Consider the following 20,810-nt stretch of genomic DNA (forward strand, 5'->3'; position numbering starts at 1 on the left):
CTGTTGCCGGACTGGCGCAAGGAAAACTTTTGCTCTAAAGCGCCGCTTGAGCGCGCGAAAGCGACGCGCCCCATCGCAGGAAGAAATGCCCATGTATGTCGTCACGCTGCTTGCAAACCCAGCCGCTGCCAATCTGACTGCCGCAACGGTCGAGTCGCTGCGAAATGCCTGGGGCGGCAGGGTGGCGGAATGGCTGAACCCCGACATCGCGGCCGAATTCCCGCTGGAAGAAGTGCCCGCGAATCGCTGGCAGGTCTGGGACGACCTGCAAGCCATGGGCGTGGACATGGTGCTGCGCCCGGCGCATGGGCGGCGCAAGATGATGCTGCTGGCCGATATGGACAGCACCATGATCGGGCAGGAATGCATCGACGAATTGGCAGATGAAGCGGGCGTGGGCGCGCATGTGGCGGGCATCACCGCGCGCGCCATGAATGGCGAGCTGGATTTCGAGGATGCGCTGCGCGAGCGCGTGGCATTGCTGCGCGACCTGCCGGAAAGTGTGATCGCCAAGGTTCTGGCCGAGCGCATAACCTTCACCCCCGGCGGGCGCGAGCTGATCGCGACGATGAAGGCGCATGGCGGCTACGCGGCGCTGGTGTCGGGCGGGTTCACGGCCTTTACCGGGCATGTGGCCAAGTCGCTTGGCTTTGACGAACACCGCGCCAACACTTTGCATGTCGAAGGGGCCAAGCTGACCGGAACTGTGGCAGAGCCGATCCTTGGGCGCGAAGCGAAAGTGACCGCGCTGCAAGAGATTGCCGCGCGGCTCGGCATTACCCCGTTCGAGGCGATGGCCGTCGGCGATGGCGCGAATGATCTGGGAATGCTCGGGATGGCCGGGGCTGGTGTCGCGCTGCACGCAAAGCCCACCGTCGCCGCGCAATGCGACATCCGCATCAACCACGGCGATCTGACCGCCCTTCTCTACATCCAAGGCTATCGCGCGGACGAGTTCGTCACCGACTGACGGCTACCGCAGCATTTGCCGGATGCGCCTGTCGATCTTGCCTTGGAAATAGCGCTGAGGCCCGCGCAGCCGCAGCCTGTTGGCAAGCCTAACGCCGAAAAACGGCACCGCGCCGTAAGCGCGCACACCAAAGCGCCACATGCCAAGTCGATGGCGCAGCGCCAGCGTGGCCTTGCGGATCGGGCCGGGCGCTCGGAACGGGGCACTGGGCATGTAGCCGCGCGCCCGCATCATCTTGGCGATACGGCTTTCCAGATCGGCCACGTCACGCGGCTTGCACTTATGCGTCCATTGGCCGGCAACCCTTGGATTGGGCGGGCCGTAGGTGGAATGCGCGGGGTAGCCCAGCATCTTGGGTGAATAGGGCACACCCAGAAAGGCGCAAATCCGTCCCAGTTCCTGCTCGGGCGCGCACATGAGCGATTCGAAGCTCAGCTCGGTCCAGCCATCCGCGGGCAGCTTGTCGCGCACCTTGTCCCATTCCAGCTCTGAGCGGACCCAGTGGTCCGCGCCGTGATAAAGCGTGCCGGCCCAGCCCATTTCGACGCTGGAGCGCGCCACGTCGCGCGGGTCGCGCAGCAGGTGGATGACGCGTGCGCCCGGCAAAAGCCGCAAGGCAAGCGGCAAATCGCGGTGCATACTGACACAGAGCAGGCCGCGCGATTTGGCGGCCAGCCGTGCAAGCAAGGCATCCATCAGGTCCAGCCCGTCCAGACCTTCGGGGATCTCTATGGCCTGCGCGGTGAACATGCGGTCCGAGCGCAGCGCCGCCATGTCATAGCGCCAGCCCGTGGGCGCGTCGGGCGCGGGGCGGATATGGTCTGTCAGGAAATCGACCTCTCCGGGGTTGTTCAGGTCTGGATGGGCGTTCAGCATCAACCGCAGAAGTGTGGTCCCCGACCGCAGCGCCCCGAACACGATCACAGGGGCCGGGCGCTCTTGTGGCGCACGCGCATCGCGCGGCTGGTCGTTCGCGGTCTGTTGTGGCATCAAGGCTTCCAACTGGTCCGGGGTCACTTTGCGTCTATTTTTGTGCCGGGTCCAGATGAAGCGAGGAACACAATGCCGGTCCAGGAACGAATTGCCGCCCTTTTGCCCCAGATCGTTGCGCTTCGGCAAGACCTGCACGCGCATCCCGAAATCTTGTTCGACTGTCACCGCACCAGCGGCATTGTCGCGGATTTCCTGCGCAAGATCGGCTGTGACACGGTCGAAACCGGCATCGGGCGCACGGGCGTTGTTGGGCTGATCCATGGGCGCAACGGTCCGGGGCGCTGCATCGGGCTGCGCGCGGATATGGATGCGCTGCCCATTCATGAGGCAACCGGTTTGCCCTACGCCTCGACCGAGGCGGGCAAGATGCACGCCTGCGGCCATGACGGGCACACCGCCATGCTGCTGGGGGCGGCGCAGTATCTGGCCGAGTCGCGCGCCTTTGACGGCACCGTGGCCGTCATCTTCCAGCCCGCCGAAGAGGGCGGCGGCGGCGGGCGCGAGATGTGCGAGGACGGGCTGATGGACCGCTTTGCCATCACCGAGGTTTACGGGATGCACAATTGGCCCGGCGTGCCCACCGGCACTTTCGCCATTCGCCCCGGCCCGTTCTTTGCCGCGACCGACCAGTTCGAAATCGCGGTCGAGGGGCGCGGCGGCCATGCCGCGAAGCCGCATCACTGCATTGATACGACCGTTGTCGCCGCGCATATCGTGCTGGCCTTGCAAAGCATTGTCAGCCGCAATGCCGACCCGACGCAGGAAATCGTCGTGTCTGTCACGTCATTCGTGACGGAATCGCAGGCGTTCAACGTGATCCCGCAGCATGTCACCCTGCGCGGCACCGTGCGCACGCTGTCGACCGAAATGCGCGCTTTGGCCGAGGACCGCTTGCCCAAACTGGCAGAGATGACCGCGCAAGCCTATGGCGCGACCGCGCGGGTCAATTACATGCGTGGCTATCCGGTGATGGTGAACACAGAGGCGGAAACGGAATATGCCGCCGAAGCCGCCCGCGCCATTTCGGGCGATTGCGCGACTGCGCCTCTTGTCATGGGCGGCGAGGATTTCGCCTATATGCTGGAAGAACGCCCCGGCGCTTACATCTTGGTCGGCAATGGCGACAGCGCCGATGTGCACCACCCGAAATACAATTTCAACGATGACGCGATCCCCGCAGGCTGCGCCTATTGGGTGGAGCTTGTCGCGCGGCGCTTGCCGATGACGAATGCCGCTTAACCCAAAGGCGCGATCAAGGCCCGCAGGCGTGCCAGCGGGTCATCATCGCCCCAGATTTCCGCGCCGATGGCGAAGAAATCCGTAACCGGGGCCAGCGCTTCAACCAGATCGGTGGTCAAGGCACCCTCTGCCACGACCGGCAACTCGATCATCGCGGACCACCATTCGAACAGCTCGCGTTCGGCGCGCGCACCGTCGCCCAGCAGCGTGTCGCCCACGGGGCCAAAGGCGATGTAGTCGGCCCCTGCCTCTCCTGCCGCCATGCCGTCATGGCGCGAGCTGCCGCAATGCGCGCCGATGATCGCATCAGCGCCCATCGTGTCGCGCAGCTTGCGGATACCGGTGCCGGGGTCGGTCAGGTGCACGCCGTCCAGCCCCAGTCGTTCGACCATCAGCACATGATCGGCAATCACCAGCGGAATGTCGCGCGCATGGGCCAATTCGCGCAGCGCGTCGCCCGCGCGCAAAATCGCGTCTTCGTCCTGCGTGGCCATGTGCAGGCGCAGGCACGCCACGTCCTGCGCATCCAGAATGCGGGCCAGTTGCGGCACGAAGCTGTCCAGATCGAAGCTTGGCGGCGTGACAAGGTAAAGCTGGGGGGTGTCCTCGGCCATGGGCGGGGTCTTTCCTGCAAAGGTCTGTCTGGCCTTCTAGACCGCGCGCGGGCCGGAAACAAGCGCGCCCGGCTTGCGAGCGCGCGCGCGGCCCGCTAACAGCACAGCCAAGCGCAAGAGGACCGCCATGACCCCGCAAGACGACGCGATATTCGACGAAAACACGCCCCTGATGGTGCTGGTGCGCCCGCAGATGGGCCGCAATATCGGGGCCGCCGCACGCGCCATGCTGAATTTCGGCTGCGCGCGAATGCGAGTGGTAGCCCCCCGCGATGGCTGGCCAAACCCTGACGCGGTCGCGCTCGCCTCTGGTGCCTCGCCCGTTCTGGACCGCGCGGGCGTGTTCGATGACCTGCCCAGCGCCATTGGCGATTGCGATTATGTCTATGCCACCACCGCGCGCGGGCGCGGCATGACAAAACCCGTGCTGACGCCAGAGCGTGCAATGGCAGAGGCCCGCGCGCTGACCGCCGCCGGCAAGCGCGTGGCGGTCTTGTTCGGGCCGGAACGTGCGGGGCTGGAAAACGAGGATGTCGCCCGCGCGAACGCGATCATCACCGTGCCGGTCAACCCCGCCTTCTATTCGCTGAACCTTGCGCAATGCGTGCTGCTCGTGGCCTATGAATTCCTGCGCCAGACCACCGACACACCGCCCGAAGTGCAGGTCATGGCGGGCACGGACTTTGCAAGCGCCATCGAGCGTGAAAAGCTGGGCGACCATGTTGAAACCCAACTGGCCGAAACGGGTTTCTTCTTTCCGCCGGAAAAAACCGCCAGCATGAAACTGGCGCTGCGCAACATGTGGGGCCGCCTGCCGCTGACGCGTGCCGATGTGCAAACGCTCCACGGCATCTTGCGGCACATGGCCCGCACCCGCGACAAGCCGTGATGCTTGAACAAAATCGGCACGGGCACTAGCTTGCCAGCGAAACATCAGGAGGGCGCAGATGGCCGCCAAACGCGCGATTTTCGAAGAGGTCAGCGACAGCAAGCAGACGAAACCCGCCCCGCAAGGCGGCGTGATCGACCGCCGCCCCAAGGGCGCGCGCGGCGCGATCCGCCTGTGGCTGATGGTGTTGTTCGCGCTGGTCTGCGTCATGATCGCCGTGGGCGGCATGACCCGGCTGACCGATAGCGGCCTGTCGATTACCGAATGGCGGCCCGTGACCGGGGCCATTCCGCCCATGACCGCCGAAGCCTGGGCGCTGGAATTCGAGAAATACCGCCAGATCGACCAATACCGCCTGATGAACCGGGGCATGAGCCTTGAAGAATTCCAGTTCATCTATTGGTGGGAGTGGGGCCATCGGCAGTTGGGCCGGGTAATTGGCCTTGTCTGGGCGGTGGGGTTCCTGTTCTTCTGGCTGACCAAGCGCATCCCCACGGGCTGGACGCCGCGCTTGCTGTGGCTGGGCGCCTTGGGCGGGCTGCAAGGGGCGATTGGTTGGTGGATGGTCGCTTCTGGCCTGACCGAAGGCATGGTGTCGGTCGCAAGCTACCGGCTTGCCACTCATCTGGGGCTGGCCTTTGTCATCCTTGGTTTCATCGCTTGGTATACGTTCCTTTTGAACCGGTCCGAGGCGGAGTTGCTGACTGCAAGACGGTCGCGCGAGGCGAAGCTCTTTTCACTCTCGACCGGGTTGATGCATTTCGCGTTCCTGCAAATCCTGCTGGGCGCGCTGGTCGCGGGTATCGACGCGGGGCGCGGATATACCGACTGGCCGATGATGAACGGCGTCTTCTTCCCGCCAGAGGCGTTGGACATGCAACCCGTGTGGCAAAACTTCTTTGAAAACCCGGCCATGGCGCAATTCGTTCACCGCATGGCGGGCTATGGATTGGCCGTGTTCGGGTTGATCGTCTGGCTGCGCGGGCGCAAATCGGCACATGGGGCCACGCGCGCGGCGTTCAACACGGTCGGGTTGGTCCTGCTGGCGCAGATTACCCTTGGGATCGTGACGGTGCTTTATGCCGCGCCATGGCAGCTTGGCATTGCCCATCAGGCGACCGCCGTGTTGCTGTGGGTGCTTATCATCCGGGCACGCCACCTGTCACAATACCCGCGTTTCGACAGCCTGCGCGGGGCAAAGGCATGAGCGCCTACGCAGACCTTCGCGCCCATCTGCGCCAGACCGCGGCCTTGGCAGAGGTCGCGGGGCGCTTGGGCTGGGACCAGCAAACCGTGATGCCACGCGGTGCCAATGACCAGCGCGCCGAGGAAATGGCGGCGCTGGAAGATGTGCTGCACGCACGCCGCACCGATCCGCGCCTGGGCGAATTGCTGGAGCAAGCCGATGCTCCTGATGCGGTGGGCGACGCCATCCTGCGCGAGGCGCGGCGCGACTATGCCCGCAACACCAGCGTGCCCGCGCGTCTGGCATCGGAACTCGCGCGCGTCACAGCGCTGGCCCAGACCGCTTGGGAAGAAGCCCGCGCCGGCGATGACGTCGCAGCCTTCCTGCCGTGGCTGGAGCAGGTCGTCGCCCTGCGCCGCGAAGAGGGTCAGGCCATCGCCAAGGGGGGCGATGCCTATGACGCGCTGATGCAGGATTACGAGCCGGGCAGCGATGCCGCGCAAGTGGCCGCCATTTTCGACCGGATGCGACCCCGGCTTGTCGCCCTGCGCGACCGCATTCTTGGCGCGCCCACGCCCCCTGCCCTACAAGGCCATTTCCCTGCCGAAGGGCAGATGCGGCTGGCGCATGATCTGGCCCGCCGGTTCGGGTATGATTTCAACCGCGGCCGCATTGATCTGGCTGTGCATCCGTTTTCCAGCGGGTCCGGGTCGGACGTGCGCATCACCACCCGCGTGGCCGAAGATGACCCGTTCAACTGCCTCTATTCTACGCTGCACGAAGTGGGCCACGCCACCTACGAGCAGAACATCGCGCCCGATTACGCACTCACCCCCTTGGGGCACGGCGTGTCGATGGGCGTGCATGAAAGCCAAAGCCGCATCTACGAAAACCAGCTTGGCCGCTCGCGCGCGTTCACGGGCTGGCTGTTCGGGGCGATGCAGGCTGAATTCGGCACGCTGAACATCGACAGCCCGGATGCCTTCCACGCCGCCGTGAACCGGGTTCACAAGGGCTATATCCGCACCGAATCCGACGAGGTGCAGTATAACCTGCACATCATGCTGCGCTTCGATCTGGAACGCGCGCTGATCGCGGGAAGCTTGGCCCCACGCGACCTTGAAGAAGCTTGGAACACCCGTTTCGCGGCCGATTTCGGCTATCCTGTGGACCGCCCGGCCAATGGCGTGTTGCAAGACGTGCATTGGTCCGTGGGGCTGTTCGGGTATTTCCCCACCTATGCGCTTGGCAACATTTACGCGGGCTGCCTGAACGCGGCCTTGCGCCGGGATTGCCCGGATCTGGATGCCCAACTGGCTGCGGGCGATCTGACACTTGCGACCGATTGGCTGGCGGACAAGGTGCAACGCCATGGTGGGCTGCGCCCCTCGGTCGAGACGATCGCCCATGCCTGCGACGGCACCCTGCCGGATGAAACGGCGCTGCTGGCCTATCTGGACGAGAAATTCGGCGCGATCTACGGGCTTTGACCCGGGTAGGCGGCGACCTTGGCCCTTGTCCACTAGAACGACACAAGGGTCGTGAAATCATGGCCCCTCAGACCATCCAGAAACGGCTGGGCGACATCCGGCACACTCAGGTCCGACAGCGTATAGACCCCGATCTGGATGCGGTCGCGCGGGCGGTCCTCGACATCCAGAATGACTACATCGGCGCGGCTGAATTCCGGCTGCACCGCGACCGGATAGACAAGGTAGGCATCGCTGTCTTGCAGCAGGTCCAGCCCGGCCATGACCGAATTGGTTGACAGGGGCGTGCGCAGCGGATGGCTCCAGTCGGGTTCGGCCACGTAACCCGGCGCGTTCACGATCCCCAGATGGCGATTGACCAAGGGGGCGACATCCAGACGCGGAAAGCGGGCAAGGTCTTCTCTGCGGACCGGACCTTGGGCAAGCGGGTGGCCCGCGCGAACGAAATAGGCGTCTTCGACATCGAACAGATGCTCGAAGGAAAAGGCCAGCCCCTCGCTGATCGCCCTGACCCGAGAGCCGATGAAACACTGCACATCGCCGGACATCAGGTGTCGCAGCCCGTCGAAGCTGCTGCAAATCTCGACATGCACGGTCGCGTCTGTCACGCTTTGGCGAAACGCGTCGATCGCGTTGCGCACGAAAAGCGGCCACCACGCGTGACCACAGCCGATTTTCAGCGCCGGGCGGTCGGCCAGCTTGCGCGCCTGTATCTCGGCATTCGCGTGGGAATCTAGCCGCGCCATGACGCGGGCGTGCTCATACAGGATTTGCCCGTATTCGGTCAGCACCACACCGCGCGAACTGCGCTGGAATAGCGCCACGCCGTGCAGCTCTTCCAGCTTGCGGATATTCACAGAGACCGTGGGCTGCGAGACATTCATCGCCTCTGCCGCCAAGGACACGTTGCCGGTTTCAGCCACGGCCAGAAACTGGCGAAGTCGTCGGTCCATCAGCGCCCCCTAGTATAGGTTTTTACTATACTAATAAGGATACAACGTATTTCAATAATAACCAGCCCATCGCTACCTTTCGCCTGTCGACGCGCAACCGCGCATTCACACGGGAGGAGAAAACCGCGATGACCATACGACGTTCCAAGCTGGCCCTTGTCATCCTCGCCACCGCCGCGCTGCCCGCCGCCGCGCAGACACACTTGCCCTTCGCGCCCGGCGAGGGGCCGTTCTCTTGGGATAGCTACGACGCTTTTGCAGCGGAGCATGATTATACCGGGCAAGAGGTGACGCTGGCCTCGCCCTGGCTTGGCCCGGATGCAGAGGCCGGGGCGGCGGTGCTGGCCTATTTCGAGCAGGCGACGGGGGCCAAGGTGCAGGTCAACGGCTCTGACGCGTTCGAGCAGCAGATCGTGATCGACGTGGAAGCCGGCTCTCCGCCCAATATCGCGGTTTTCCCGCAGCCGGGATTGATGTGCGACCTTGCCCGCCGGGGCCAGTTGGCCGATCTGGGCACAGAAACCGCCGAGTGGATGAGCGCGACCTATGCCGCCGGGCCGTCCTGGACAGCCTTGGGCAGCTGCGACGGTGTCGCGGGGTTTTACGGGTTTTCCTACAATGTGAACGTGAAATCGCTGGTCTGGTATGTGCCAGAGAATTTCGAGGATCTGGGCTATGACCTGCCTGCCAGCATGGAAGAGTTGCGCGCGCTGACAGAGCAGATGGTGGCCGATGGCGTGACGCCTTGGTGCATTGGCATCGGGTCGGGTGCCGCCACGGGCTGGCCTGCGACCGACTGGGTCGAAGACCTGTTGCTGCGCACCCAACCGCCAGAGGTCTATGACGGTTGGGTCACGAACCAGATCGCCTTTGACGACCCGCGCATCGTGGCCGCCATAGAGGAATTTGGCTGGTTCGCGCGCAATGACGCCTTTGTCAGCGGCGGGGCAAGCGCGGTCGCCGCGACCGATTTCCGCGACAGCCCGCTGGGTCTGTTCTCGGCCCCGCCGCAATGCATGATGCACCGGCAGGCGTCGTTTATCCCGGCATTTTTTCCCCGATGGCACCAATGTCGGCGAGGATGTCGATTTCTTCTATTTCCCGGCCTATGAAAGCGCCGGACTCGGCAACCCCGTTCTGGGCGCAGGCACGCTTGTGTCGATTACAGATGACAGCCCGGCGACCCGTGGCCTGATCGAGTTTCTGAAAACACCCATCGCCCACGAGCTGTGGATGGCAATCGAGACGCAGGGCTTCCTGACCCCGCATAGCGGCGTGAACCTGGACGCCTACCACAATGACAGCCTGCGCCGTCAGGGTCAGATCCTGCAAGAGGCGACGACCTTCCGGTTTGACGGGTCGGACCTGATGCCGGGTGCCATCGGCGCGGGCAGTTTCTGGACCGGGATGGTGGATTACTCGGGCGGCGCGGATGCGGCCTCTGTCGCGGCTGCGATCCAGTCAAGCTGGGACGCGCTGAAATAAGCGCTTTTGCCCGTCCGGTCCGGCGTTCCTCCCAGCCGGGCCGGTTTTTCTGCCCTCATATTCCCTGCGGAGCTTGGCACATGTCCCCATCCCTGCTTGCAATGGCGACCATTACCGCCGGTGTCGGCGGCTGCGTTGCCTATTTCTACCTGTCGAACCTGCTGCTGGACCGGGTGATCTTTCCCGCACGCGGCCCGAATGCGGGGCGCAACATAAACCGCGCGGCGGCGCTGCGCCCGTGGCTGTTCCTGCTGCCCGCATTGGCCGCTCTGGCGCTCTATCTGGCCTATCCGGTGTTCGAAACGCTACGCCTGTCGCTGGTCGACCGCAACAATGATGACGCCTTTGTCGGCATGGCCAATTACGCGCAGATGCTGGACGATGCCAAGTTCTGGGAAGCGGTGCGCAACAACGTGCTGTGGCTGCTGATCGTGCCCGCCGCGTCAACCGCGCTGGGCTTGCTGGCCGCGCAACTGACCGACCGGATCGGCTGGGGCAATATCGCCAAGTCACTGATCTTCATGCCGATGGCGATTTCCTTCGTGGGCGCGGCGGTCATCTTCAAGCTGATCTATGACGCGCGCCCCGAAGATGTGACACAGATCGGCGTGCTGAACGCGCTTTACCTGCAATTCGGCGGCGAGGCGCCCATCGCGTGGCTGACCCTGCCCTTCTGGAACAACCTGTTCCTGATGATCGTTCTGATCTGGATCCAGACAGGCTTTGCCATGGTCATCCTGTCGGCGGCCCTGCGCGGCATACCAGAGGAAACAGTGGAAGCCGCCATTGTCGATGGGGCAAGCCCCTTCCAGATCTTCTTTCTTATCAAGGTGCCGCAGATCACCGGCACCATCGTCGTGGTCTGGACGACGATCACGATTGTCGTGCTGAAAGTGTTCGACATCGTCTTTGCCATGACCAACGGCCAGTGGGAAACGCAGGTTCTGGCCAATTACATGTATGACAAGTTCTTCCGCGCCGGCGATTGGGGCGTGGGGTCTGCGAGTGCCATGGTCATCATGCTGATGGTGCTACCGATCCTGATCTGGAACGTGCGCAACGCCCGCCGGGAGATGCGCTGATGGACAGTATCGCAGGCCGCAAACCGGCGCTTGTCTGGGCGCTTCACTTCTCGGCTTTGGCGCTGGTTCTGCTGTGGGTCTTTCCCACGCTGGGGCTGTTGGCATCGTCCTTTCGCACGAATGACCAGATCCGGTCCTCTGGCTGGTGGGCCGCGGCCTTTCCGGCGGAACAGACCCAGACCTTGCGCACCGCCGACCCCGATCTGGCCCGCGTGGCGGCAGAGGGTGGGCTGTTCGTCGTCGAAGGCAACCTGTTTGCCGAGGCCGATCTCTCTGCACCCGGCGACCTGCTGTCTTGGGGCGTCTCTTCGCGCGATGTGGACGCCTATACGCCCGGCACGCGGGCAGAGCTTGCCGAGGGCGAGGCTATCACCGTGCAGACCAATGGCGACTATCTCTGGCAAGGCAGTGCCGAGCAGATCAGCGGGCGCGGCCAGAGGGTGTTCGTCACCGTCACCGTGCCGCCCAGCTTCACGCTTGAGAATTACCGCCGGGTTCTGCTGGACCCCGGCAACCGCGAAGGGATGCGGCAGGCGTTTTTCAACACGCTGACAGTGGCGATCCCGGCGACGGTCATCCCGATCCTGATCGCGGCCTTTGCCGCCTATGCCTTGGCGTGGATGGAGTTTCCGGGCCGCGCCCTGCTGGTGGCCACCATCGTGGGCCTGCTGGTTGTGCCGCTGCAACTGGCGCTGATCCCGCTTCTCAGCCTGCACAACGCCATTGGCATAGGCAAAGGCTATCTGGGGGTGTGGCTGGCGCATACCGGCTTTGGCCTGCCGCTCGCGATCTACTTGTTGCGCAATTACATGGTCGGCCTGCCGCGCGAGATCATCGAATGCGCGCGCGTCGATGGCGCGACCGATTTCGAGATTTTCACCCGTATCGTGCTGCCCCTCAGCTTTCCCGCGCTCGCCAGTTTCGCAGTGTTCCAGTTCTTGTGGACATGGAACGACCTGCTGGTGGCGATGGTGTTCCTGATCGACAGCTCTGGCCAGACCACGGTGATGACCCGCCAGATCGTGGAACTACTGGGCACGCGCGGGGGCGACTGGGAAATCCTTGCGACCTCGGCCTTCGTGTCCATCGCGGTGCCGCTTGTGGTGTTCTTCACCATGCAGCGTTTCCTCGTGCGGGGGCTTTTGGCGGGGTCGGTGAAATGACCCGTCCAGCTTCTTCAGACTTGCAACCAAATGGACCCAACCCGATGACAGAGCAGACCTTGCCATGGTGGAAAACCGCCACCGGCTACCAGATCTACCCGCGCAGCTTTTGCGACAGCAATGGCGACGGGATCGGCGATATTCCGGGCATCATCTCGAAGCTGGATCATCTGGCCGATCTGGGCATCGGCTTCATCTGGCTATCGCCTGTCTATGCCTCGCCCATGCGGGACAATGGGTATGACATTGCCGATTACTACCGGATCGCACCCGAATTCGGCACGCTGGAGGATTTCGACCGGCTGGTCGCAGAGGCCCGCGCGCGCGGCATCCGCATTGTCATGGACCTTGTCGTCAATCACTGCTCGTCAGATCACGACTGGTTCCGCCGCGCCTGCGAAAGCGCTGAGTGCCCGGAACACGCCTATTTCTACTGGCGCGACGCCCAACCCGACGGATCGCCCCCCGATGACCAGCGCGCGTGTTTCGGTGGCTCTGCCTGGCACTGGGTGCCAGCCATCCGGCGTTACTGCTATTGCCATTTCGGCCCGCAGCAGCCCGACCTGAACTGGCACAACCCCGCCCTGCGGGCAGAGATTTACAAGATGATGAACTGGTGGCTCGACCGGGGCATCGGCGGCTTTCGGATGGATGTGATCGAACTGGTCGGCAAGGACATCGACGCGCGCCACTATTACGAAGGCCCGGACATGCACCGCTTCATTCAGGACATGCACCGCGCGTGCTTTGCGGCGCGCGACATCATGACGGTGGGCGAAAGCTGGTCGGTCACGCCAGACACCGCGCTTCTGTATTGCGGGCGCGACCGGGGCGAGATGGATATGGTGTTCAGTTTCAACCACATACAGGCCGCGTGGGACCCGGCGATTGGCCGTTTCGGCCCGAACCTGTTCGACCTGCCCACACACAAGATGATCCTGTCGGACTGGCAGGCGGCACTGGCCGAGGACGGCTGGAACGCGCTCTATTTGTCGAACCACGACCTGCCCCGCCCGGTTTCGCATTATGCCGATGATGGCCTGCACCGGGTGCGCTCTGCCAAGATGCTCGCTGCCGTGACCTACCTGATGAAAGGCACGCCCTTCATCTACCAGGGCGAAGAGATCGGCATGACCAATGCAAGCTTTGAACGGCTTGACCAGTTTCGGGACATCGAAACTCTTGGCCAATACGCGGAAATGACCGCGAACGGCGCAACACTGGAAGATTTTCTTGCTGGTGCGAACGCCAACGCCCGCGATCATGCCCGCACCCCCATGCAATGGAGCGCTGACGCATGGGCGGGCTTTTCAACCGCCCAACCCTGGATGGCGCTGAACCCGAATTACAGCCAGATCAACGTGGCGGCGGATCGGGCCGACCCCGATGGCGTGTTCGAATGGTATCGCGCCCTGATAGAGCTGCGCGCCACATGCGCCGTGGTCAGCGAAGGCCGTTTCGAGATGCGGGTGCCGGACCATCCGTCGCTATTCGCCTATACCCGCGATGACGGTCAGACGCGCTTGCTGGTGATGGGCAATTATGCCGGTCAGGCCGTGGACCTGCCCGCCGATTGCGTGCCCCAAGGCGACTGGACGCTACTTATGTCGAACATGCCCGACGCGGCAGAGGACGCCTTGTCCGATGTTGTGCCCGAGTATTTCGTCGGGATCTGGATGGCACCGGCACTAGCTGCCCCGGCACAACCATGAGCGACCTTGCGCGGCTGATCCTGTTGCAAGACGTCCTGACGCTTGCCTTGGTGGCCCATGCTTGTTGGGCGTTGCGTTTGGTCTTCGGCAAGGCCTTGATCTCGCGCTGGATCGTGCTGGCGCCGGTTGCGACCTTGCTCTGGGGAGCGCTGTGGTCCTACGTTCCGGCGCTTGGCGCGATGCGACTGGCCCCGCCGCCATTGGGGCAAGCGGGCGTGATCCTGATCGCGCTTATTGGCCTGTCGGCACTCTGGCTTGGCCCCCATGTGCGCCACCGCACCGGACAATTCGACCCCACGCCCCTGCTTGGCATGGCCGTCTGGCGCATGGTGTTCGGCATGTCCGTGCTTGCGGTCGGCGTGGCAGGCGGGTTGCCTGCAAGCTTTTACTGGTCGGTGGGCTTAGGCGACATTCTTGTCGGGCTTGTGGGCGGCGCGCTGCTGCTCAAACGCCGCCCTGCCACTCCCAGCCAGTTCCGCTTGTGGAACCTTCTGGGGCTGGCCGATCTGAGCCATGTGCTGGTTTTGGGCGCGATCACGCTGATCCCGTTCTTCACTGCGAACGCGCATGTGCCCTTTGTGAACCTGCTGCCATTGACGGGCGTGCCGCTGCTGCTGTCCTTGCATATCCTTGCGCTGCGGTATCGGCCCCGGCGGGCTGCAATCGTGTAGCCGGGTTTGTCCAGCGGGGTGGCCCCTAGCAGGGTGCCAAGCGGCTGCGCAGCGCCGTCGCCCCCTCTGGCCCCAAGCTTTGGAACGCATCGATCTGCCGGGTCAGGGGCACGAAGCGGCCATCGCCAGAGCTGCGCAGCCAAGTGCTGATGGGAAACTCTGCTGCCAATGGTGCCGTCAGGCACCCGTCCACGACTTCGGCCGTCAGCGTTCCCTTCCCCTCGACCCCTTGCGCACGGGCCAGTTGAATGGCGCGCTGCGCGGCACTGAACCGCGCGGCATCCTCTGGGCCAAGGCTGGCGATGAACACCCGCTCATCCGGCGAATTCGGCGCGATCGCCCCGTCTGGCTGCGCGGCGATTTGCAGCGGCACCTCTTCCTCGATCTGCACGGTCGATGCCGCCGCCCCACCCCGGAACGCAATCCGCAACACCGCGTCGCCGGGGCCAAGTCGCACCGATTGCGGAACACCGAGCGCGACGGCAATCTCGTCCGCCGGTGCGCTAAGCGGGTCCAGCCGGCTGGCCGCGATCAGGCCCGCAGGCGTGACAGCCGTGCAGGCAGGCACCGCGACAGCAATGCAGCAAAGCAAGAAAGCGATGTGCTTCGAGACGCGCATGAGAAAACCTGTTGCATCATGATTCGTTATTATTGTTTAATATAAAACATGAATTTTTTAAAACAAAATTCCGGACATCTCCCCTGCGCCCGGATGCGCAGGGCGCAAACGGGGGTGCGACATGCCGATCACTGTCAGGCTTGATGTCATGCTGGCAAAGCGCAAAATGACCGCGCGCGAACTGGCATCCCGCATCGGGATTTCGGAACAGAACCTGTCCTTGCTGCGCTCTGGCAAGGTGCGGGGGGTCAGGTTTCGGACACTGGAAGCGATCTGCACGGAACTGAACTGCCAACCCGGCGATATTCTGGAGCTTGAGACGGATGACTAGCGCCCAGCCGACACAGATCCCGCAGGAGATGCCCGCCTTGGTGCGCCGCCGCTACGGCCCGCCAGAGGTGGTGATGCTGGAAACCCGCCCCGTCCCACGCCCCAAGCGCAACGAGGTGTTGCTGCGGGTTCATGCCGCAAGCGTCAACACCGCCGACTGGCGTTTGCGGGCGGGGGCTTTCCCCGGCATCCTCGCGGTTCCCGCGCGGGCGATGTTCGGAATTCTGCGCCCCCGCAACCCCTATATCGGGACAGAATTCGCGGGCGAGGTGGTCGCGGTGGGGCAAGATGTCTCGCGTTTCCGGCCCGGTGACAGGGTTTTCGGCATCGCGCAGGCGGGCGGGGCATCGGCGGGCTATCTGGCCGTCCCGCAAGACGGCCCCATCGCGGAAATCCCGGCAAGGCTGGACTATGCGCAGGCCGCAGCGCTGCCGTTCGGGGGGTTATGCGCGCTGTGTTTCCTTGCCGATTTCGCCCGGCTTGGTGCCGCGCAGCGCTTGCTGGTCATCGGAGCGTCGGGCGGCGTGGGCATTTATGCGGTGCAGATCGGCAAGGCCTTGGGCGCAGAGGTCACGGGCGTTTGCGGCAGCGCCAATATCGATTTCATCCGCGACCTTGGCGCAGATCACCAGATTGCCCATGACCTTGTGCGCCAAGACGCGTGGCCCGGCGGGCAGGACGTGATCCTTGACACGATCGGCCTGCTTGCCCCGACTGCCGCGCGGCGGCTTCTGGCCCCCGGTGGCCAGTTCTTTCCGCTGAATTTCGGCTTGCGAGAATTCGGGGCGGCATTTGCAAACCCGTTTCGCGCGCGCAAGACGCGAATCGCAACCAGCCCGGATCGGGCCGAAGACCTTCAGCGGCTGGTCCAGATGGTCGAGGCGGGACAGTTCACCCCCGTCATCGGGCATCGCTTTGCGCTTGCACAGGCGCAAGACGCGCATCGGCTGGTAGAAACGCGCCACCGTCGTGGTGCGGTTGTGCTGGACGTGAGCGCACCGGACTAGGGCCGCAAGACCTGTGCCAAGCGCGCTTCCAGATAGCGCCGCAGGGGTGGTTCGGTCGTAAGCGAAATGGCCTTGGCATAGGCGCGCGCGGCATCGCCTGCGGCCCCGTCGCGCGCCAGCAAATGCGCCTTGGCGGCCCAGAAGGGCTGAAAACCGGAAATTCGTTGCGCATCCAACTGGTCCAGCAATGCCAGCCCGGCCTGTGCGCCGTAGCGTTCGGCCACGACGCGCGCGCGGGCCACAGACGCACCAAGCGAGGGCGCGATCCGGTCAAGCGCGTAGTAAAGCTGATCGAGCGCCAGCCAGTCGACACCCCCGCATCGGGCACGGTCCAGATGCACCGCCTGGATCGCGGCCTCTATCTGGAAGCGGCCCGGTGCCTGCCGCGCTTGTGCCCGTGCCAGCGCCGCCTGCCCGAACGCGATCAGCCTAGCATCCCATAATGTGGGGTCTTGTTCATCCAGCGGGACCAGCACACCCGCCACCACGCGCGCCCGCGCCCGCGCCTGCGTGAAGGCGATAAGCGCGCTCAGGCCATGGGCCTCGGCGTCTTGCGGCAGCAGGTGGCACAACAGGTCGGCAAGGTAGAGCGCTTCTTGTCCCAGCGCATCGCTTGGTGCCAGCCAATCCAGCGCATGGGCGGCGTAGATCGCTTCATGCACGGCTGTCAGCCTGTCGGAAAGCTGCGCCATTTCCGACACGACGAAGGGAATGGCCGCATCGCGGATCTTGCGTTTCGCGCGCACAAGGCGCTGCGCCATGGCGGGCGCCGGCACGGCAAAGGCGCGTGCAATATCCGCCGCCTGCACGCCCAGCACTGTTTGCAGCATCAGCGGCGCGTGGATATCCGTGCCAAGGGCGGGATGCGCGCAGACCAGCATCATGGCAAGGCGGGCATCCGGCCCATCTTGCGCGGGATCAGGGGGCAGCATGTCAGGCACCTTGTCCGTAAAGCGCAGGCGCGTGTCGCGGCGTTGCGTGTCGATGGCCCGGTTGCGGGCGGTTGTCAGCAGCTAGGCCTCTGGCCGGTTGGGCACGCCTTCGCGTGGCCAGACATCCAGCGCGCGGGCAAAAGCTTCTGCCAGCGCGTCTTCGGCCGCGGCAATATCGCCGCTGCGCCGGGCAAGAACGGCCAACAGCTTGCCATAAGACACCCGCGCCGCATGTTCGGCGGCGCTGGCAGCAAATGTGTCGCTCACGCCCCGCCCATGGCAGAGGCGCGGATTTCCACCTTGCCGCTGCGTGCGGCGGGGCATTTCTCGGCCCAGGCCATCGCGGCATCAAGATCGGGGACTTCGATCACGAAATACCCGCCCAGCGTTTCCTTGGTATCGGCGAATGGCCCGTCCTGCACGGATTTGGCACCGCCTTTCAGGCTGAGCGTGATCGCGGTCTGCACGGGTTGCAACCAGTCGGTATCGACAAAGACACCAGCGTCTTTCAGGGCGCTGATATAGGCACCGTAGACCTCTTGCAGGGCGGCCCAGTCATCGGGCGTCATATCGGCGAAATCTGCCGGGTCGGAATAAAGCAGAAAGGTATAGCGCATGGTCAAATCTCCTGTGGTTCAGGGTTAGGCAAGGGTGTTGATCTTGGCAAGCCCACGCTCCAGCGTAGGGCCGACCATACGGTCCATGAACAGCCCCATCACGCGCGCGATGGGGTTGAAGCCCAGATCGGCCTCCATCGTCCAGATCACATGGGTGCCATCGCCTTGCCGCTCTGCGCGGATGGTTTGCACGGGGCGGCCCATCGCGCCAAGGTCGATGTCATAGCGCACGGCATCGGAGGCCAGCGCCGCGACGGTCTGCGTGCCCTTGCCCTCGCGCCCGTCGAACCGAAAGCCGGACCCGATGCCGCTTTCGGGGCCGAACAGCGTGATCGCCAAGTCGGGATCGCTGTCGCGATAGGGGTTGAACCGCTGATACCCCGCGCCAGACGCGGCAAGCCGCAGGATCGTGACAGCATCGGGGGCCACAATGGCCGCGCGGGCAACCTGCACATGCCGGGGCAGCAAAAGAGTGGCCCCGGCCAATATCGCGACAAGCGCCGCACCTCCGCCCAGAAATTGCGTCAGTGTCATGTCGTCATCCTTTCTGAAAACAAGGGCAACAGCGCCCCTATGACCATGACGAATGGACGCCGCCCCAATCGACATCTGTCGAAAGAAATTCTGATGGCCCGGACCAAGCGCCCTTCAGGATCGCGGAGCGGGGCAGCCATAGCCCTCTTCCCGGCAGCTCGAGTCAGCCCAGTCCTGAAAGGTGCCGCGCCAGTTGATGTCTGCGCAGCCCGCCATCAGAAAAGCCAGACACACCCAAGGAAGAAACCGCAATCTGGACATCACGTCCCTCCATCCAAAGCCTTGAACAAAAGATGTGCCGTCGCTTCGGCCGAGCCGCCACCCGTCAGGGCGACAGCCGCGATCGCATCCAGATCCGGTGCATAGGCCACGATCGCCTTGGCACCGGGCACCCCGCCCGAATGCCCGATCCAAAGCTGCGCGCCGTCCGCGCTTGGCACGTCATAGACCATCATGCCCAAGCCATACCAAAGCCCTTGGTCGAACATCGGGTAAAGCGTCCGGGTCATCAGCGCGACATGGGCCCGCGACACGATGCGCCCGGCCAGCAGGTCGCGCAGGAACAGCGCCATGCTTTGCGCATCGGCCACTATGCCACCCGCGGCTTGCGGCGCGCGGATGTCAAAGCCCGGCTCTGCCCCGGCACCAAGGGGCACGATATTCGACAGGTCCGCACGGCGCGACAAGACGCGGATAGTGTCGGCCCGGCTGCGCGCCAGAACCAAGTCTTCGGCGGCGGTGGCATAGGGCTGGCCCGTCACCGCCTCTATGACCGCGCCCAGCAGGGTGTAGCCGGTGTTCGAATACCGCCAAACCGCACCCGGACAGGCGTAGAGCGGTTTTTGGGACAGCGCGCTTAGCACCTCTGGCAGGGTCATCATGCCTTGGGCGCTCAGGTCAGGGTCTTCATTCAGGCTGAACAGGCCAGAGCTATGCGCCATCAGCATCCGAAGCGTGATCGCATCGCCCAAGGGCACGCCCGGCACATAGTCGCTGATCGGGTCGTCGAGAGAGAGCTTGCGCATCTCTTCCAACCGCAAGATCGCGGCGGCCGTGACGATTTTGCCCACGCTGGCCCAGTAATGCAGCTGACCGGCACCCACCCTGTGCTGCGCAACCCACGGGTCCCCGCCGGATTGCCAGACCGCGACCGACAGGCTTTCCGCGCCCGTTGCGCGCCGGGCCGTCGCAAAGGCTTGCGTCAGCCGGTCACGTTCCGCCTGTGTCAGGCCAGAGCCGCGCGCGGGCGACAGACCGGATGCATCGACCACGCCCCCCGCCCGCAAGCTTGGCCCAGCATAAGGCGCAGCGCCTGCGCATTGCGATGGCACCACGCCCTGTGTCTGCGGGCTAACACAGGCGGCGAGCAAAGCCAGAGCGGGCAGCGCAAATCTGGAAAATGGCATCACACCCCTCTGGGCGACATGAACAAGCGAGCCTGAAGCATTGACGAATACTTTTCCCGTAGCAATGATTCTTTATTGTTTTAAAGAAATTTTTTGTTTAATGACGTCGCATCATCCAGAGGTTTGACATGAGCACATTTCCCCAGTCCGATGCCAATCGCCTGTCACGGCACGCAAGGCTTGCAGCCTTTGCCTGCCGGGCCACGGGTATCGCCATTCCTGCATTCGTGGCGCTGTTCTGGCTGTCAGGCCATGCGACGGGCACAGCAGTTGCGGAACTCGGGCTGCCGCCGGGGCACACCCTCTCCTCGGTTCAGACCGGGGCCGCGCTGGTGTTCAGCCTGATCCCGGCCATACTGACGGCGCGCGCCCTGTTCGCGCTGGCATCCTGTTTCGATGGGTTTGCCAGCCGGAACTGGTTCGGGCGTGCCCAACCGCGCGCCTTGTCGACCACTGGCATCTGGCTCATGGCTGCCGGGTTGGCTGCGCTGGCCACGCCGACGCTGATCGGCCTTGCCCTGTCGCTGAATGCCGCACCGGGGCAGCGCGTACTGGCATTCAGCCTGTCCAGCGACGGGGTTCTGGCGCTGTTGTTCGGGCTTGCCTTCTGGATGCTTGGCCATCTCTGGACCATCGCGCGCAACATAGCCGCCGAAAACGCAGAGTTTGTCTGATGCCGATCATCGTTCGTCTGGACGTGATGATCGCCCGCCGCAAAATCAGCTCGCGCGCCCTGGCTGCGCGCGTGGGGATTACCGAGGCCAATCTGTCGCTCTTGAAACGCGGGCATGTAAAAGGCGTCCGCTTCGAAACGCTGTCGAAGCTGTGCGAGGTGCTGGAGTGCCAGCCGGGCGACTTGCTGGAATATGCCGATGCGACCGATGAGTGACACGGATCGAACCGTCGCGCCTGCACACT

The 20,810-nt window shown here is 64.1% G+C and carries 22 protein-coding genes and 1 pseudogene; 14 read left to right on the forward strand and 9 right to left on the reverse strand.

All coding sequences use genetic code 11. The features are described 5' to 3' along the window. The first annotated feature begins 91 nt into the window (after positions 1 to 91). Positions 92 to 970 carry a phosphoserine phosphatase SerB gene (gene serB, locus J1C52_RS02110; RefSeq protein WP_227426304.1) on the forward strand — a complete coding sequence of 293 codons (879 nt, stop codon included), beginning with the start codon at positions 92 to 94 and terminating at the stop codon, positions 968 to 970. A 3-nt stretch (positions 971 to 973) separates the two neighbouring features. On the opposite strand, the gene J1C52_RS02115 is transcribed toward serB, so the two are convergent. Then, a complete protein-coding gene (locus tag J1C52_RS02115) occupies positions 974 to 1,960 on the reverse strand; it encodes a sulfotransferase family protein (RefSeq protein WP_227426254.1) in 987 nt (328 codons plus the stop codon). Between the two features lie 72 nt (positions 1,961 to 2,032). On the opposite strand from J1C52_RS02115, the gene J1C52_RS02120 reads away from it, so the two are divergent. Then, positions 2,033 to 3,202, forward strand: a complete 1,170-nt coding sequence (locus J1C52_RS02120) for a M20 aminoacylase family protein (RefSeq protein ID WP_227426255.1) — start codon at positions 2,033 to 2,035, stop codon at positions 3,200 to 3,202. On the opposite strand, the gene J1C52_RS02125 is transcribed toward J1C52_RS02120, so the two are convergent. Beyond that, complete coding sequence (locus tag J1C52_RS02125) at positions 3,199 to 3,816, reverse strand: thiamine phosphate synthase (protein ID WP_227426256.1); 618 nt, start codon at positions 3,814 to 3,816, stop codon at positions 3,199 to 3,201. The two genes, J1C52_RS02120 and J1C52_RS02125, sit on opposite strands and share 4 nt — an antisense overlap. Before the next feature lie 127 nt (positions 3,817 to 3,943). Here J1C52_RS02125 and J1C52_RS02130 point away from each other — a divergent pair, with 127 nt between their 5' ends. Genes J1C52_RS02130 through J1C52_RS02140 form a run of 3 tightly spaced genes read left to right on the forward strand, consistent with a single transcriptional unit; the run spans position 3,944 to position 7,381 of the window. Continuing rightward, the gene (locus J1C52_RS02130; RefSeq protein WP_227426257.1) at positions 3,944 to 4,705 is read left to right on the forward strand and encodes an RNA methyltransferase; all 762 of its coding nucleotides are present in this window, start codon (positions 3,944 to 3,946) and stop codon (positions 4,703 to 4,705) included. 58 nt (positions 4,706 to 4,763) lie between these two features. Further along, entirely contained in the window at positions 4,764 to 5,912 is a 1,149-nt protein-coding gene (ctaA, locus tag J1C52_RS02135; protein ID WP_227426258.1) for a heme A synthase, read from the forward strand. After that, positions 5,909 to 7,381, forward strand: coding sequence for a carboxypeptidase M32 (locus tag J1C52_RS02140; RefSeq protein WP_227426259.1), 1,473 nt, complete (start codon positions 5,909 to 5,911; stop codon positions 7,379 to 7,381). Before ctaA ends, J1C52_RS02140 begins: the two co-directional genes overlap by 4 nt. A 32-nt stretch (positions 7,382 to 7,413) precedes the next feature. On the opposite strand, the gene J1C52_RS02145 is transcribed toward J1C52_RS02140, so the two are convergent. Beyond that, on the reverse strand, positions 7,414 to 8,334 hold the full coding sequence (locus J1C52_RS02145; RefSeq protein WP_227426260.1) for a LysR family transcriptional regulator: 921 nt from the start codon (positions 8,332 to 8,334) through the stop codon (positions 7,414 to 7,416). Between the two features lie 128 nt (positions 8,335 to 8,462). Between J1C52_RS02145 and J1C52_RS02150 the strand changes: the two are divergent. The 5 genes and pseudogenes from J1C52_RS02150 to J1C52_RS02170 all read left to right on the forward strand — a co-directional run bounded on the left by J1C52_RS02150 (position 8,463) and on the right by J1C52_RS02170 (position 14,447). Next, a pseudogene (locus J1C52_RS02150) lies at positions 8,463 to 9,819 on the forward strand (ABC transporter substrate-binding protein). Between the two features lie 80 nt (positions 9,820 to 9,899). Continuing rightward, on the forward strand, positions 9,900 to 10,901 hold the full coding sequence (locus J1C52_RS02155) for a carbohydrate ABC transporter permease (RefSeq protein WP_227426261.1): 1,002 nt from the start codon (positions 9,900 to 9,902) through the stop codon (positions 10,899 to 10,901). Next, the gene (locus tag J1C52_RS02160) at positions 10,901 to 12,064 is read left to right on the forward strand and encodes a carbohydrate ABC transporter permease (RefSeq protein ID WP_227426262.1); all 1,164 of its coding nucleotides are present in this window, start codon (positions 10,901 to 10,903) and stop codon (positions 12,062 to 12,064) included. Before J1C52_RS02155 ends, J1C52_RS02160 begins: the two co-directional genes overlap by 1 nt. A 44-nt stretch (positions 12,065 to 12,108) precedes the next feature. After that, positions 12,109 to 13,776, forward strand: a complete 1,668-nt coding sequence (locus tag J1C52_RS02165) for a glycoside hydrolase family 13 protein (protein ID WP_227426263.1) — start codon at positions 12,109 to 12,111, stop codon at positions 13,774 to 13,776. Next, complete coding sequence (locus tag J1C52_RS02170) at positions 13,773 to 14,447, forward strand: hypothetical protein (protein WP_227426264.1); 675 nt, start codon at positions 13,773 to 13,775, stop codon at positions 14,445 to 14,447. Before J1C52_RS02165 ends, J1C52_RS02170 begins: the two co-directional genes overlap by 4 nt. 25 nt (positions 14,448 to 14,472) lie before the next feature. Here J1C52_RS02170 and J1C52_RS02175 read toward each other — a convergent pair whose 3' ends face one another. Next, positions 14,473 to 15,066 (reverse strand): hypothetical protein, encoded by a 594-nt coding sequence (locus J1C52_RS02175; protein ID WP_227426265.1) that lies wholly within the window; start codon positions 15,064 to 15,066, stop codon positions 14,473 to 14,475. 121 nt (positions 15,067 to 15,187) lie between these two features. On the opposite strand from J1C52_RS02175, the gene J1C52_RS02180 reads away from it, so the two are divergent. Together J1C52_RS02180 and J1C52_RS02185 are read left to right on the forward strand one after the other, a co-directional pair. Next, on the forward strand, positions 15,188 to 15,397 hold the full coding sequence (locus J1C52_RS02180; protein WP_227426266.1) for a helix-turn-helix domain-containing protein: 210 nt from the start codon (positions 15,188 to 15,190) through the stop codon (positions 15,395 to 15,397). Beyond that, a complete protein-coding gene (locus tag J1C52_RS02185; protein ID WP_227426267.1) occupies positions 15,390 to 16,403 on the forward strand; it encodes an NAD(P)-dependent alcohol dehydrogenase in 1,014 nt (337 codons plus the stop codon). The genes J1C52_RS02180 and J1C52_RS02185 overlap by 8 nt, the downstream gene beginning before the upstream one ends. Here J1C52_RS02185 and J1C52_RS02190 read toward each other — a convergent pair. The 5 genes from J1C52_RS02190 to J1C52_RS02210 form a co-directional block, all read right to left on the reverse strand. Continuing rightward, positions 16,400 to 17,335: an RNA polymerase sigma factor gene (locus J1C52_RS02190; protein WP_227426268.1), complete on the reverse strand. Its 936-nt coding sequence runs from the start codon at positions 17,333 to 17,335 to the stop codon at positions 16,400 to 16,402. The two genes, J1C52_RS02185 and J1C52_RS02190, sit on opposite strands and share 4 nt — an antisense overlap. Before the next feature lie 81 nt (positions 17,336 to 17,416). After that, entirely contained in the window at positions 17,417 to 17,602 is a 186-nt protein-coding gene (locus J1C52_RS02195) for a hypothetical protein (protein ID WP_227426269.1), read from the reverse strand. Continuing rightward, the gene (locus tag J1C52_RS02200; protein WP_227426270.1) at positions 17,599 to 17,952 is read right to left on the reverse strand and encodes a YciI family protein; all 354 of its coding nucleotides are present in this window, start codon (positions 17,950 to 17,952) and stop codon (positions 17,599 to 17,601) included. The genes J1C52_RS02195 and J1C52_RS02200 overlap by 4 nt, the downstream gene beginning before the upstream one ends. Positions 17,953 to 17,976: 24 nt before the next feature. Next, positions 17,977 to 18,486, reverse strand: a complete 510-nt coding sequence (locus J1C52_RS02205; RefSeq protein WP_227426271.1) for an SRPBCC family protein — start codon at positions 18,484 to 18,486, stop codon at positions 17,977 to 17,979. A 260-nt stretch (positions 18,487 to 18,746) separates the two neighbouring features. After that, entirely contained in the window at positions 18,747 to 19,892 is a 1,146-nt protein-coding gene (locus J1C52_RS02210) for a serine hydrolase domain-containing protein (protein WP_227426272.1), read from the reverse strand. A gap of 128 nt (positions 19,893 to 20,020) precedes the next feature. Here J1C52_RS02210 and J1C52_RS02215 point away from each other — a divergent pair, with 128 nt between their 5' ends. After that, a complete protein-coding gene (locus J1C52_RS02215) occupies positions 20,021 to 20,566 on the forward strand; it encodes a hypothetical protein (RefSeq protein ID WP_227426273.1) in 546 nt (181 codons plus the stop codon). Next, positions 20,566 to 20,781, forward strand: coding sequence for a helix-turn-helix domain-containing protein (locus J1C52_RS02220; protein WP_227426274.1), 216 nt, complete (start codon positions 20,566 to 20,568; stop codon positions 20,779 to 20,781). Before J1C52_RS02215 ends, J1C52_RS02220 begins: the two co-directional genes overlap by 1 nt. Positions 20,782 to 20,810 lie beyond the last annotated feature (29 nt).

It is taken from the genome of Roseibaca sp. Y0-43, assembly GCF_020667835.1.
Lineage (GTDB): Bacteria > Pseudomonadota > Alphaproteobacteria > Rhodobacterales > Rhodobacteraceae > Roseinatronobacter.